Source organism: Luteolibacter sp., from assembly GCF_058122085.1.
The window spans coordinates 38,429-52,512 of record NZ_JBIKBQ010000005.1; the positions used below are offsets into that span (position 1 = coordinate 38,429).

Below are 14,084 nucleotides of genomic sequence, written 5' to 3' on the forward strand. Positions count from 1 at the left end.
TCCGGACATGCCTGCCCGCGAAGCCGCCCTTGAACTCGCCCGCCGCCTGACCGCGGCCGGGCACCAGGCGTTGTTCGCCGGCGGCTGCGTGCGCGACAAACTGCTAGGACTGGAGCCGAAGGACTACGACATCGCCACCTCCGCGACACCTGCGGAAGTGCTGGGGATTTTCCCCGGCGCGAACGAGGTGGGCGCGCATTTCGGCGTGGTCATCGCCAAGCACAAGGGCCATCACGTCGAGATCGCGACGTTCCGCACCGACGGCAGCTACAAGGACGGGCGGCGGCCGGAAACCGTCACTTTCTCAACCCCGCAGGAAGACGCCCAGCGCCGGGATTTCACCCTCAACGGGCTGTTCGAACGACCCGAGGCCGGCGAGGTGATCGACTACGTCGGCGGCATGGCGGACCTCCGCGCCGGCGTGCTGCGGGCCATCGGCGATCCGGTGGCCCGCTTCACCGAGGACGGGCTGCGACTGCTGCGGGCGGTGCGGTTTTCGACGACGATGGGGTTTGAAATCGAGCCGCAAACGCTGGCGGCGATCCACGAGTGCGCGCCGCTGCTAGACCGGATTTCGCCCGAGCGGATCCGCGACGAGTTCTCGAAGATCCTGACCTGCCCGCGCCGCCGCAAGGGCGTGGAGATGCTGGTGGAAACCGGGCTGATGCTCCACATCGTGCCGGATTTTTTGAAAACCATCGGCTGCGAACAACCGCCGGAATGGCATCCGGAGGGCGACGTTTACACCCACACCTGCATCATGTTGGAGATGCTCGAAGCGGACGCGCCGCTGGAGCTTTGCCTCGCCGTGCTGCTGCACGACATCGCCAAGCCGCCGTGCCAGACCTTCGACGACGAGGCCGGGCGAATCCGCTTCAACGGCCACGACGCGATGGGCGCGGAAATGGCCGACGCGATCCTCCGCCGCCTGCGCTATCCGAACGACCTCATCGCCGCCGTCGTCCCCATGGTGGCACGGCACATGCAGTTCATGAACGTCCAGAAAATGCGGACGGCGAAACTGAAGCGCTTCATGGCCGAGCCGACCTTTCAGCAGGAAATGGAGCTGCACCGGGTGGATTGCGGGTCGTCGAACGGGTTCACCGACAACTACGAATTCCTGCAGGCGAAGGCGCAGGAGTTCGCGTCCGAGCCGCTGATTCCGCCGCCGCTCGTTACTGGCAAGGATCTCATCAAACTCGGCCTGCAACCCGGCCCGCGCTTCAAGGAAATCCTCGAAGCCATCCAAACCGAGCAACTCGAAGGACGAATCCTTGATCGCGAGCCCGCTCTGGATTACCTCAAGGCGCTCGCCGCCGAAACTTCCGCATGATCCGCGAGACATCCGGTAAAATCAGCGCAGCACGCCACCACCCGCCCCATCACTTTTCCCACTCATGAATCCCACCATCCCCGTCGAACATTCCGATCCCGTCAACGCCTCGATCCTCGCGATCTCCGAAGACCTGATCGCCGGATTCCAACGCCAGCCGTTTCACCTGATCGCCGAGAAATCCGGGGTGCCGCTGGAGACGGTGCTCGAGCGCATCCGCGCGATGGTCGAGGCCGGCGTGGTCCGCCGGGTCCGCCAGACGCTGCTTTCCACCAAGCTCGCGCACGGCGCCTTGGTCGCGTGGAAACTGCCGGAGGAAAAGCTCAATGCCGCGTTTGATTTCATGGCCAAGGAAGATCCGTTTTCCGGCCACGTGGTCATCCGCTCGACGGATGGCGAGGTTTCCGGCTCGGGCTACCGCCTCTGGACGACGCTCAAAGTGCCCGTCGGCGAATCGCTCGATTTCCACGCCACCGCCCTGCTCCGCCTGACCGGCGCCACCGAATACCTGCTGATGCCGGCCAACGGCGTGTTCGCCCTCGGCGTCGGCCACACCCGCCGCAAAACCCTCGAACCCGGCGACAAAACCGAGGAGCAGGCGGTCATGATGACCACCACCGCCGTCGACCTGACCGCGGAGGAATGGAACGTGCTGCTGGCGCTCAAGGAAGAGCTCACGCTCGATGAGATTTCAGAAAACCCGTGGGACAAGCGCGCGGAAATCGCCGGCGTCTCGCTCGACCGCTTTTGTGAAGTCGCCGAAACACTGAACGCGAAAAAGGTCATCGGCCGCTTCTCCACCTTCCTCGAACACGTCAAACCGTCCGCCACCGGCGAGCGCGTCACCCGCTTCAACGGGCTGTTCCATTGGGCGGTGCCGAAAGGCCGCGAAATCGAAGGCGGCGCGGAAGTCGGCCGCCATTTCTGCATGACCCACTGCTACTGGCGCGAGGGCGGCCCGCAGTTCGGCGACGTCAACATCATGGGCGTCGTCCACGGCACCGAAAAATCCCGCGTGCTGGAGCACAAGGCCGCCATCGACCGCCACCTCGAAGCTGTCGGCATCCCCGTTTCCTACACCAACGTCTTCTGGGGCGGCCGCTCGGAAATCAAACCCTCCGAAATCTCGCCGAAGGTTTACCACGAGTGGCACGCGAAGCACGCGGAGTGAGCAAATTCCCAAGATTTTCGTTTGATCCCTGCGGGGATCATGATGCAATTTCGTAAACCCATGCAGGCAACAATCCTACCCCCGCGAAATCCCGCCCTCTGCGCCCCGATCACGTCCAACCGAGATCTTGGCGCGTGTCTCATCGCCAACCTTCCCATGAAGGATCTGCTCGAAGCGGACCTCCGGGCGGCGGGTCTGCAACTCGTAGAACCCCGGGATGTCGGCGAACACACCCTCAGAATCCCGATTGATAACTGGCTCGATGTGAACGCACTGATGACTTTGGGCAGCAACCAGCTCAGTGCGCGCCTCATCGATGTCGATGGCAACATTCTCGCTTGGAAAGGCACCGAACGCCCCGAAAACTGCGCCGATAAAATCGTCACCGAAGCGAATTGTTTTGCCGTCCTCTATCCATGGGATCTGCTGCGGATGAACGAGGAAGTGCTCGCCCTGATGGAAGAAACCTCGCTGCTCGGCGACGTCAGCCCGCTCGCAAGCCTGAGCGGCTGCATCCGCCTCGCCAACGGCTCGCGCATCCTCCCCGGCACGGTCATCGAAGGCCCCGTCGTCATCGGCCCGAACAGCCAGATCGGGCCGAACGCCTACATCCGCGGCGCCACCAGCATCGGCGCGAACTGCTACGTCGGAAACGGCGCCGAGGTGAAGAACTCGATCATTTATAACAACACCTACATCTCCCGGCAGTGCTACGTCGGCGACTCCATCATCGGCACCCACGTGACCCTCGGCGCGGGAACCTGCACCGAGAACCACCGCCACGACGGCCGCCACCACGTCTCGATGATTCAGGGGAAACCCGTCGACACCGGCCGCCTCAAGCTCGGCGCGATCCTCGGCGACGGCGTCCGCACCGGGGTCAACACCTCCCTCGAAGCCGGCGTGAAAATCGGCATCGCCCGCACCACGCAGGCCGGCAGTTACATCAGCAAGGATCTTTTGTGACCAAATCGTCACAATCGATGGGTTCGTGACCTCGCCGCCAGCACGCTAGTTTATTCCTGCAATGCATCGAATTCTAATCGTTGAGGACGAACGCGACATCGCCGACCTGATCGGCTTCAACCTCCAGCGCGCAGGCTATGAAATTCTCAAGGCCCATGACGGCATCGAAGGAACTGAGCTAGCCCTCCGCGAGCGGCCGGATTTGATCCTCCTCGACCTCATGCTGCCCGGCCGCGATGGCTACGCGGTTTTCCGCGAACTCCGCCGCGACCCGCGCACCGCCAACACCCCGGTCATCATGCTCACCGCGCGGGCGCAGACCGAGGACCGCATCCAGGGACTCGAAGCCGGCGCCGACGACTACCTGACCAAACCCTTCAGCCCGAAGGAACTCATGCTGCGCGTCCAAGCCATCCTCAAACGTGTGGACGCCCCCCCCGGCTCGGTGGATTTCAGCTACGGCCCGTTTCGCTTCGACAAAAACTCGTTGAAATTCTATCTGGAAAACGAGCCCGCCGAGCTGACTTCCACCGAGTTCAAACTGCTGTTATTTCTCTGCGAGCGCCCCGGCAAGGCGCAGGACCGCAACGACCTCCTCCGCAGCGTCTGGGGCTACAGCGACGCGGCCCACAGCCGCACACTCGACACCCACATGAAGCGGCTCCGCCAAAAACTCGGTCCTCACGGGGCTTGGGTTGAAACCGTGCGCGGTATCGGCTATTGCGTGGCGAAAGCCATCGCATGATCACTGAAATCTCCATCTTCGCCACGGTAGCGGCGCTCGCCGCGCTGGCCATCCTCGCCCTGCGCCACCGCAGTTCGCGCAGGCAGTCCGAAGCGGAAGTCAACGACTGGAAGCTCCGCCTCGAACTCGATCTCCAACAAGCACGCGATGAACGCAACCGCCTCCTCGACGCCCTCGGCGACGCCTTCGTGCTCGTCGATTCGGATGCCAACATCCGCTTCGCCAACGAAGCCGCGCGCGCCCTTTTCGGCGCCCGCGAGCTCCTCAACCGCCCCGTTAGCGAGGCTTTCCTCGACCCCCGCCTCGCCGATGCCCTGCTCCGTTGCCTTGCCACCGGCGAGCCCGTCCAATCCCGCGTCGTCCTTCCCCAACAGACCTCCCCGCGCGGCGACCTCGAAAACCGCGGCGTCAACGCCTGGATCATCGACGCCGCCCAACTCTCCAACCCGCCCGGCGGTTCCCCAACCACCCGTGTCATCATCCGCGACGTGACTGCCGAACACCAACTCGAACAAGTCCGCAAGGATTTCGTCGCCAACGCCTCCCACGAGCTCCGCACGCCGCTGGCCATCATCAACGGTTATCTGGAAAACCTGCTCGACGACGACATGATCGAAGAGCCCGAAATGGCCCGCCGGTTTCTAACGATCATGCGCAAACACGCGGACCGCATCTCGCACATCGTCGAGGACATGCTGGTCATTTCACGCCTCGAGTCCGGCGAGGCGAACGCGCTTAAAATCGAACCATTCCGTTTCGGCTCCTGCATCAAGGACGTCCTCGAGCGCCTCGAATCCGTCATTCAAAATCAAAACGCCGCGATCACGGTCACCTTGCCGGATCCGGAACTCGTCATCCACGGCGACCGCTTTTATTGGACGCAGGTGCTTTTCAACCTCGTCGAAAACGCGCTCAAACAAAATCCCCACAGCGGACTGCGCGTCGAAGTCGGTTGCGAACCGGCCGGCGACGCCATCGACATCTGGGTTTCCGACAACGGCGTCGGCATTCCCAGCGCGGATCTGCCACACATTTTCCGGCGCTTCTTCCGGGTGGAAAAACATCACTCGCAGCAGGAAATCAAAGGCACCGGCCTCGGCCTCTCCATCGTCAAGCGCGCCATCGAGGCCCACGGCGGCACCATCGGCGTCACCTCGGTGCCCGGCAGCGAGACCAAATTCCTCATCACCGTGCCCAAGGCGCGGGGTTAGAGACGCGATCCAATCGGGTCGGCCCGCGTGATTTTCGGAAATTTGCCGTGCGACCGCCGGAAAAATCCGCGTAAATCCTCGCGGACGCGGGCTTTGAGCCTGTCCACCCCACCCCATTTCCCAAATGTCTTCCGCTTCCATCCAGATCATTCATAAGGAGCGCCTTCCCGCGACGGGCATTCTGGTCATTCCCGGCCGGCTTGATTTCGAGCTCCTGCTCTCTTTCGAGAAACTCTTCGCCGGGCGCAAAATCACCTGGCTCGTCGAGGAAACCGCCCACTACGACCCCGCCCTCCGCAGCCACCTGCAGAAATCCGGCTCCGGCGCGATGTTCGCCGCCGACGACGCCGCGCCCCAAGCCGCCGGAACCCAGCTCAAACCGTACCTCGCCGACGGCGGCGTCCTGATATTCGTCCCCGGCCGCGCCACCACCCGCAACGCCACCGCCTGCCACATCCCGGCAGCCCACTTGCAGGCCCTCTGCGCGTTCGGCCTGCCGATCCTGCCGGTCGCCATCGACTTCCCGCGCGAGTCCGGCCTTTGCATCGAGCGCAAGTCGTCGCTCCCGTCCGCGGTCGTCGCCATCGGAAAGCCCGTCGCCGCCGAGAGCGCGGGCATCGCCGCCTATCAACAAGCGCTGTTGGAAGCGGGCGAGGAAGCCTACAGCAGCCGCTCGCTCTTCAAAGGCTCGCTGGCGATGGCGCTCCTCGAAGGGCTCAAAAAACACGGCTCCAAACACCGGATTCTCGATGGCTCGGACGACTCGGAAGTTAGATTCGACAAGGTCCTCGCCGCCGCCATCGCCCTTTCGAAATTCATCCGCAAGGAAACCGACAAGCCGCGCGTCGCCATCGTCCTGCCTCCCGGCAAGGGCGGACTCGTCGCCAACCTCGCCGTCCTCTTCGCCGGAAAAATCCCGGTGAACCTCAATTTCACCGCCGGCCACGAAGCCATCAAGTCCTGCATCCGTCAGGCCGATGTCGATCGCTTCATCACCGCCGACCCGTTCGTCCGCAAGGTCTCGTCATTTCCATGGCCGCCTAACCGCGACCTGATATTCATCGAGCGCGTCCTTCCCACGCTCAAGAAGAAGATCGTCACCTGGGCCTTCGTTTCCAAAATCCTGCCCGCCAAAGTCCTCGGCCTGCTGCTTGGCCTGAACCAGCGCCGCGGGGACGACGAGGCCACGCTGCTGTTCACCTCCGGGTCCTCCGGCGAGCCCAAGGGCGTCGCCCTGAGCCACCGCAACATCCTGGCCAATGTCTGCCAGTTCGGCACTCGCCTCGACCTCCCGAAAAACTCCGCCATCCTCGGCTGCCTGCCGTTGTTCCACTCGTTCGGCTGCACCGTCACCCTCTGGTTCCCCGTCATCGAGGGCGTCAACCTCGTCACCTATCCGAGCCCGCTGGAAACCAAGCGCCTCGCCGAGCTCATCGCCCTCCATCAGGTCAACATCTTCCTCTCCACCCCCACTTTCCTGCGCGGCTACATGAAGCGCATCGACCCCGCCCAGCTCTCCTCCCTCAAGCTCGTCGTCACCGGCGCGGAGAAACTCCCGCAGTCGCTCGCCGCCGCCTTCGAGGAGAAATTCGGCATCCGCCCGCAGGAAGGCTACGGCCTGACGGAGACATCCCCGGCCACCAACGTCAACCTGCCAGATCCCCTGCCGCAGCGCGATTCCACCGCCCTCCCCTCCTCCCTCAACGGCTCCGTCGGCCAGATGCTGCCGGGCCTCGCCATCAAAATCACCGACCCGATCACCGACCGGGAAATCCCTGTCAACCGCCAGGGCATCATCTGGTTCAAAGGCGCTAACGTGTTCTCGGGTTATCTCGGCGACCCGAAAAAAACCGCCGAGGTCCTCACGCCCGACGGCTGGTTCCGCACCGGCGACGTCGGCCGCGTCGATGACGACGGGTTCCTCCACATCGAGGGCCGCATCTCCCGTTTCTCCAAGATCGCCGGTGAAATGGTCCCCCACGAAACCGTCGAAGCCGCCGTCAACAAAGTCCTCGGCCTCGACTCCGAAGCCGAGCGACGCATCGCCGTCGTCGGCGTGCCCGACGAACAGAAAGGCGAGGCCATCCTGCTCCTCTCCACCATCGCCGGGCCCGCGCTCGAACAGGAATGCATCGACCTCCGCTACAAGCTCCTCGACGAGGGTCTCTCCTCGCTCTGGTGCCCCAAGCGCATCATCCCCGTCACCGAAATCCCCGTCCTCGCCTCCGGCAAACTCGACATCAAATCCTGCGAGAACCTCGCGAAACAGCATGCTTGAAACGGCTGCCCCTCCTTTTTCATCGATCAAAATTCTTCATGCAAAACCGCATCGACTCCACCTTCGCCCGCCTCCGCGATACCCAACAGAAAGCCTTCGTCGCCTACGTCGCCGCCGGTGACCCGGACTTCGAGACCTCGCTTGAAATCATCAAGTCCCTCGCCGACGCCGGTGCCGACATCATCGAGCTCGGCCTGCCGTTCTCAGATCCGTTAGCAGACGGCATCGTCAACCAGATGGCCGCCGAGCGCGCGCTCAAGTCCGGCATGAGCACCGCCCGCTCCATCGAGCTGATCCGCCGCTTCCGCGAGACGCACCAGACGCCCATCGTCCTCTTCACCTATCTGAATCCCATTTTCACCTACGGCTTCGAAGCCTTCCACCACGACGCCGCCGCCGCCGGGGCAGACGGCATTCTCCTGCTCGACCTCCCGCCCGACGAGGCCGCGCTCAACAAGGACCTCGCCATCGGCGCGGGCCTCAAGCACATCCGCCTGATCGCCCCGACCACCCCGCCGCAGCGCGTGAAGATCCTCGCGCAGTCGTCGGAAGGCTTCATCTATCTTCTATCACGCACCGGCGTCACCGGCTCCCACGGCGCGCCCTCCGCCAACATCGGCGCGCAGGTCGCCGCCATCCGCGAGTTCACCGACACCCCGGTCTGCGTCGGCTTCGGCATCACCACTCCGGAGCAAGCCGCGGAAGTCGCGAAAGCCGCCGACGGCGTGATCGTAGGCTCCGCCATCGTCAAACAAGTCGAGCTCCATCCCGACAACGCCGCGCAGGCCGTCCGCGATTTCACCGCCCCGCTCATCGCCGCCGCCAAAGGTGTTGAGGCCGTCTCAGCCGGATCCCCCGACTGAGACAGTCGGGGGACGTTGCAAGATCCTTCTGGCAGTCCGCGCGGCCTGTTAGCCACGGGCACGGAGCGACGCGACAGAAGATCAGTTCTCCACGCCCTGGACGCGGAAGAACAGCTTGCAGCCGCTGGCCGTGGTGGTCACCAGCGCGCCGTTGCCGGCGGTGGGCGAGGTTCCGAAGAGGAACTCGTGGAGGTTGGTGAAGCCGTCGCCATCCGCGTCGTCGGTGCCGAGGTTGATTTTCGCGGTGCTGGTGACGTCGAGGGTGCCCGCGGTGTCGGTGAAGGTGGCGGCATCGAGGGTGGCGACGCCACCGGGCTTGGCCTCGATGTAATTGCGGGCGATGGCTCCGCGGATGGGGTGAGTGACCTTGCCCTCGACGGTCAGAGGCTTGTCGCAGATGCTGAGCACGCCAGCGGAAGCTGAGGATTTCATAACGCCTGCCGAAGCGTGTGTTGATGGGTTGGGTGGGAGCGGCCCACGGCGGGTCGGCGGCATCCAGATATTCGGGAACGCGCTGGACGACCGCCTCGCACCACACGGTCACCTTGGTCCCGTTAGCGGACCCGGCTTCGCCGCAGGCGCGGATGCGGAAGGTGTCGCCACGCGCGGTCAGGGCCGTAGTCTCTTCAGCGCTGACCGGAGTGCTAAATCCAAGCATGTTCACGCCGACCAAGGCCGCCACCATCGTGCTATTTATTTTTTCATCAAGCTCTTTTCGAGTTAGGCCTCAACGGGCCGCTACTTCACGGGGAAGAGGATCTTGTGATTTCTGATGTTCCCGGGGCGGGTGCCGGTATTGAATACGCAAATCTCCCGGCGGGTCGGCCTCAGCACAACGGTCGAGGCCGTCAGCATTTTCCATTCCTTCCGCACGGGGTGGTAGAACTCGTACATGACCGGCATGTTCTGCGGCGCGGGCAGCTTCGGGCACTCGTAGATGTTCGCCTGCCCCGGCGCGACGGGCACGGTCGTCTTGCCCAGCCGGACGCGGATGTTCGTGTCGCTGAGGTTGATGTAGAGCCGGTCTCCGCCTTTGAAGTTCGCCAAATCCTGCACCTTGGCGCGGAAGAGCAGGTCGCCCTCGGGCTTGGGCAAGGGATCGAGGATCACCAGCGCCTCGCGGACGCTTTCGGGAATTTTCACCTCGGCGAGAATGAGGTATTTCGTCTTCGCGGGATCCTCCGGAGCGGGGATGGGGCGGACGATGCGGAGGATGCCATCGGCGGGGATCTTCACCGCCTCGCTCGCCATGAATTCAGGCAGCTCAAGCTCGGTGATCTCGCCTCCCGCCAGGATCTTGAGGGGATCCTCAAGCCCTTCCGGCTTGGCGAGGCATGCGAACCACGCGGAGCGACCCGCAGCTTTGCGTTTTTCCGCATCGGAATCGGATTGCGCCGTGAGAGGCAGGCTACCGGCGAGCAGGAAGCACAGGGGTAAGAGAAATTTTCGCATGGAGAATGGCATGGAGAAAAGGAGGCGGTCAGATCTCGGAACCGCTCAGCCAACGGAAGCTCTCGATCCGGAATTTCCTGCCGAAGCGGCGGTTGACGGCGGACATTTCGCTGTTGTCGTCGAACTTCCCCTGCTCGCTCATCAGGCGCGCGGGGATTTCCGGCGCGTTGCTCTCGTCGGAATACTCAGGCATCCGTTGGACGATCGCCTCGCACCACGCGCGGGCAACCACCTTGCCGCTAGCGTCGAGCGAATCGCCGTAGGCGCGGATGCGGAAAGTATCATCACGCACGGAGAGGGTGTTCGCGATGGGATTGAGAAGGTCGGACTGGATCACGTATCCTGGAATACCGGCAAAGCGGGAGCCCACCGCAGCTTCGGGGGTGGAGAAGTAGTTGGTCCCTAGATCACTGGCCTTGAGCATGAAATCGGAATTGCTCTTGAAATCGTAGTTGATGGAGCCGGCCTGCGGACTCGAATCGTCGTAGTCGATCGCGGATTGCAAGGCCCCCATGGTGCCCAGGTCGTCGTCGGAGAGGCGGCGGTTGATGAATTCGGAAAAGTTCAGGAACGGGCCGCGGCGCTTGACCTGTTTCACGCATTCCTCGGCGAGCTTGCGCAGCTGCGCGTCGTCCAGAAACCGCACGCCGGACCACGCCTGCATCCCGTCGTCGCGCGTGACGCCGAATTCGGGATCGTTCCCCTCCTGGTCGGTAGTCGCGGTGTTGAAGCGGGAGATCGCGATGCGTTTGCCGGAAGGGATCGCCACCGGTTTCAGCGTGCCGTTCTTGTCCCGATACATCACCTGCCGCTCGCGGATCCCGGCGAAGAGCGCGTGCCATGCGTCCACCGAGGTGCTGTTCACGTTGAACATCCCGTCCACCATCAGGTGTGACGCCGCCTTGAGGTAGCCGTCGGTGGCTTGCAGATCCGCCTTGATCTCCGCGGGCGTGGAGCCGCCGAAATACGGCATGTAGCGGGAATTCGCCAACTCCTGGCCACCCGCAAGCTTCTGCAGGTTTTCGGCGAGGCTCGCGCTCACGGATGCCCCGGGGCGCGTCTGATCCGCGAGGGAGGACACGAAGTAGTCGTCCCAAAGGGCGTCGTTGAGCAGCAGGACATGATCCCAGTAATCGCAGTAAGCTTTCGTGTCGGTCTTGGTATAACCGGCGTTCACATCCAGGACGTTTTTCATGTCCATGCTGATCGAATTGTTGAGGTAACGATAGACATCGGTTCGGGGGATCATGGGATGAAGGAACGAGTTGCCGATACCGGGTCCGGTGACACCGCTTTGGTATGCCGTCGCCTTCGATTCCGCCCGATAAAGCGAGTTGCCCGAGCTGTCATTGTTAGGGGCTGGGGCGCTTCCTAATTTCCAATTGGGGTTCAGGACGGCCACGTTCACCCAGCCCGGATTGATTCGCATCGCTCCAAAACCGGCGAGACAGCCAATCGGAGCGGTGGGCAACTCAAGGCTGGGAGCGGCCGTAATCTTTTCACCCAGTCCAAGCAAAGCACTGCGTCCCACGTGTTGGATGATATCATCCACATCCTTGCCCGCTCCGCCCAAAGGGCCGAATCGCATTTCGTAAGGGCTATCGATCCGCTGGGTGTTGCCGATCGTGGGATCTTCCGACATGTAGAGGCCTTTCCCCAGAAAAAAGGGCGGAGCTTGAATCCAGTTCCGGCAGCGCCAGTCCCGCTCCCAGCCGATGCTCGGATAGTCGTGATCATGGATTCCCTTGATTGCCAACTGGAAATAACCGACCGGGCGAAGCTGGCCGTCAAAAACCCAGGGATCCGGGTTATTTGGCGGAGAGATGGACGTGTATAATTGCGATGTGTTGAACCAGTCGACGTGGTGATTGAACGTCGGAATTGTGTAGTTACCGCCATTATTGTCACCGATGGGGGACCAATACTGCAAAAAAACGAATGAGGCGGGGGTATTGCCAGATCGGAAATTGTGCTTCCAACCGTCGATTTTGTTACTGAAGCGCATCTGGAACTTGGGGCTTTCCGCCGGCGTGAAAGCACCAACCCCAGAGTATAGCCCGCCAAACGATTGGGGGTCAAACCCGGGCATCATGTCCAACTTGGCGCCCCCCACAAGACTGGAGCCCACGGGAGAGAAGATCCGGAACTCCCCGGGATTGAAGACAATGTCCTGACCGTTGCCCGACATCATCCGCGCGTAGTCGTCATCAAACCGCAACGCGACTTCCCCATTGAAAGCGCCGCCGAGGAAGAACTGCCCATCCATGGTATGCACCTGTCCCAGATAAGACCTCATCGCCAGTTTCTTGTCGGGCACACGCATCTCCACGTTGTAGGGATTCCAATACACGCAGACAGGAGAGGCGACGTAATTCAGGTCATATTTCCCACCGCTGGCCAAATATTCGGTTTTCAGGCTCACGATGTAGGTGATGCTGGTGAGAACCGGAAATCTCTCATAGGTATCCTGGCCGCGCCACGAGGCGGCATGGGTGCTGATATTGCAGTCCGTATATGGCTTGAAACCTTCCCATTTTAATCCAGCCGTTCCATCTGTTCCACCACTGGCGTATGTCCGCGCTTCCGCATCGCTGTCCTGGCGGTACATCCGGTAGAAATGCCGCATGCGGGTCCATGGGGCGAAATGCCGCTCATAGAGCACGGCTTTGCCCGAGATTTCCGGGCTCATGGGCCGGATCGAGGGTTCACGGACATCGCCCGGCTCGAAGCGGTAAGGATCGGGCAGGTCAGCCTTGGGTTTCTCGAAAAGCAGACTCAGATCCTTCTTGAGATGTCCGGTGCGCACGCTGGCCAGCACGCCCCGGCTGGCTGCGGTCAAGTCGAAGAAATGCTTCCCCACAATTCCGACATCCACCCCGGCGAGACGGAGGGAGGGCAGGGTAAAGAGTTTGTCGCCGAGAGCAGCGTTTGCATCGAGAGTGCCGAGCCCTGGCAGAGCTCCCACGCCGACTTCGGCGGTGCTGCCTTGGGCGGATTCCCACTCATCGTTGCCCAGCGGGCGTGGCTGTTTGGCCATGTCGATGCGACCCTTGTGGTTCTCCGGGCCGATCCACCACGCGCTGCGGCCGGTGTCACCGACCTTGTTCAGATAGGCGCGGGTGACTTGTTCCGGACTTGTTTGGGCGCTGGCACCCAGACTGCCCTCGCCGACCAGGACCACGGAATTGCTGTCGTCCCAGCCGCTGATATTGACCGGAGCGCTGACATTTCCGCTCACACTGTCCGGCAGGGACAACAACCAGCGCCGGAACATTTTTTCCCGCTGCGGAGTGTAGGTGGCGGCGATAGTAAGCGGGCCACTCGCAGAATCCGGTGGACTGTAGCTTCCGTTGAGCCAGCCGCCCCAGGAATTATAGCTCGCGAGCCAATGCGGCTGGTGAACGCCCTCGATCTTTTCGGTCGTCTTGTCGGTATCGAAAATCGCCGCTTCGGCGCTGACCCGCATGTCCGGTCCCATTTCCTTTTGGAGTTCGCCGATGGCGATCATGAGCGCCAGACGGGCGTTGGCCAGCGCCTCGGCCTGGGCCGCGCCCAGGGACGACACACGCAGCGACACCACCGAGAGGCTCAGCAAGCCCACCGCAATCACCGTGAGCAGAATCATCAGCGCAAGTGTGACGACCAGGGCGAAGCCTTGGGTTGTCGGTGGGAAACGCTGGATCTGAGGTTTCATGCGATTCTGAAGTCACTCGTTTGTGTTTGTGGCCGGAGACTGGGGGAAATTGGGGGTGGAGAAGTGGTCCTCCTGGCGGAGCCAGGGCCGGGCGGAGCCAAGGCCGGGCGGAAATTACCCTTGGTGGCTTCCAAGGCAACACGCGCCTTGAACTCCGCACTGTGTGTCCGGCTTTTCGTTTCATGGTTAAGGTGGTATTTTCGTAACCTCGGCCAATCTCTGTCAGTTCGGAACGATTGGCAGTTTGCCCAGCTTCTGATGGAAGATCTCGTAGGGATTCATGTGACTCGGTGCGGGCTGGATCGCGGCGGCTTGCCGTGCCGCCTTGGCCTCGTCCTCCCGGCCCAGTTTCTCCAGGATCAGCGCCCGCG

10 protein-coding genes are annotated in these 14,084 nt (G+C 62.5%); 7 read left to right on the top strand and 3 right to left on the bottom strand.

The window, feature by feature from the left end; all coding sequences use genetic code 11:
- Window positions 1–7 precede the first annotated feature (7 nt).
- The 7 genes from AC4DF4_RS01635 to trpA all read left to right on the top strand — a co-directional run bounded on the left by AC4DF4_RS01635 (window position 8) and on the right by trpA (window position 8,567).
- Window positions 8–1,333 (top strand): CCA tRNA nucleotidyltransferase, encoded by a 1,326-nt coding sequence (locus tag AC4DF4_RS01635; protein ID WP_490046367.1) that lies wholly within the window; start codon window positions 8–10, stop codon window positions 1,331–1,333.
- Between the two features lie 64 nt (window positions 1,334–1,397).
- Window positions 1,398–2,504 carry an Lrp/AsnC family transcriptional regulator gene (locus tag AC4DF4_RS01640; protein WP_490046368.1) on the top strand — a complete coding sequence of 369 codons (1,107 nt, stop codon included), beginning with the start codon at window positions 1,398–1,400 and terminating at the stop codon, window positions 2,502–2,504.
- Window positions 2,505–2,564: 60 nt separating this feature from the next.
- The gene (locus tag AC4DF4_RS01645) at window positions 2,565–3,470 is read left to right on the top strand and encodes a DapH/DapD/GlmU-related protein (protein WP_490046369.1); all 906 of its coding nucleotides are present in this window, start codon (window positions 2,565–2,567) and stop codon (window positions 3,468–3,470) included.
- Window positions 3,471–3,531: 61 nt separating this feature from the next.
- Window positions 3,532–4,215, top strand: a complete 684-nt coding sequence (locus AC4DF4_RS01650) for a response regulator transcription factor (RefSeq protein ID WP_490046370.1) — start codon at window positions 3,532–3,534, stop codon at window positions 4,213–4,215.
- Window positions 4,212–5,426 carry a sensor histidine kinase gene (locus tag AC4DF4_RS01655; protein ID WP_490046371.1) on the top strand — a complete coding sequence of 405 codons (1,215 nt, stop codon included), beginning with the start codon at window positions 4,212–4,214 and terminating at the stop codon, window positions 5,424–5,426. The genes AC4DF4_RS01650 and AC4DF4_RS01655 overlap by 4 nt, the downstream gene beginning before the upstream one ends.
- 124 nt (window positions 5,427–5,550) lie before the next feature.
- Window positions 5,551–7,704: an AMP-binding protein gene (locus AC4DF4_RS01660; RefSeq protein WP_490046372.1), complete on the top strand. Its 2,154-nt coding sequence runs from the start codon at window positions 5,551–5,553 to the stop codon at window positions 7,702–7,704.
- A 38-nt stretch (window positions 7,705–7,742) separates the two neighbouring features.
- The gene (gene trpA / locus AC4DF4_RS01665) at window positions 7,743–8,567 is read left to right on the top strand and encodes a tryptophan synthase subunit alpha (protein WP_490046373.1); all 825 of its coding nucleotides are present in this window, start codon (window positions 7,743–7,745) and stop codon (window positions 8,565–8,567) included.
- Between the two features lie 81 nt (window positions 8,568–8,648).
- Here trpA and AC4DF4_RS01670 read toward each other — a convergent pair whose 3' ends face one another.
- The 3 genes from AC4DF4_RS01670 to AC4DF4_RS01680 all read right to left on the bottom strand — a co-directional run bounded on the left by AC4DF4_RS01670 (window position 8,649) and on the right by AC4DF4_RS01680 (window position 13,713).
- Entirely contained in the window at window positions 8,649–8,999 is a 351-nt protein-coding gene (locus tag AC4DF4_RS01670) for a hypothetical protein (protein ID WP_490046374.1), read from the bottom strand.
- A gap of 306 nt (window positions 9,000–9,305) precedes the next feature.
- Window positions 9,306–10,019 carry a hypothetical protein gene (locus tag AC4DF4_RS01675; protein WP_490046375.1) on the bottom strand — a complete coding sequence of 238 codons (714 nt, stop codon included), beginning with the start codon at window positions 10,017–10,019 and terminating at the stop codon, window positions 9,306–9,308.
- Window positions 10,020–10,047: 28 nt separating this feature from the next.
- The gene (locus tag AC4DF4_RS01680) at window positions 10,048–13,713 is read right to left on the bottom strand and encodes a pilus assembly PilX family protein (protein WP_490046376.1); all 3,666 of its coding nucleotides are present in this window, start codon (window positions 13,711–13,713) and stop codon (window positions 10,048–10,050) included.
- Window positions 13,714–14,084: the final 371 nt, after the last annotated feature.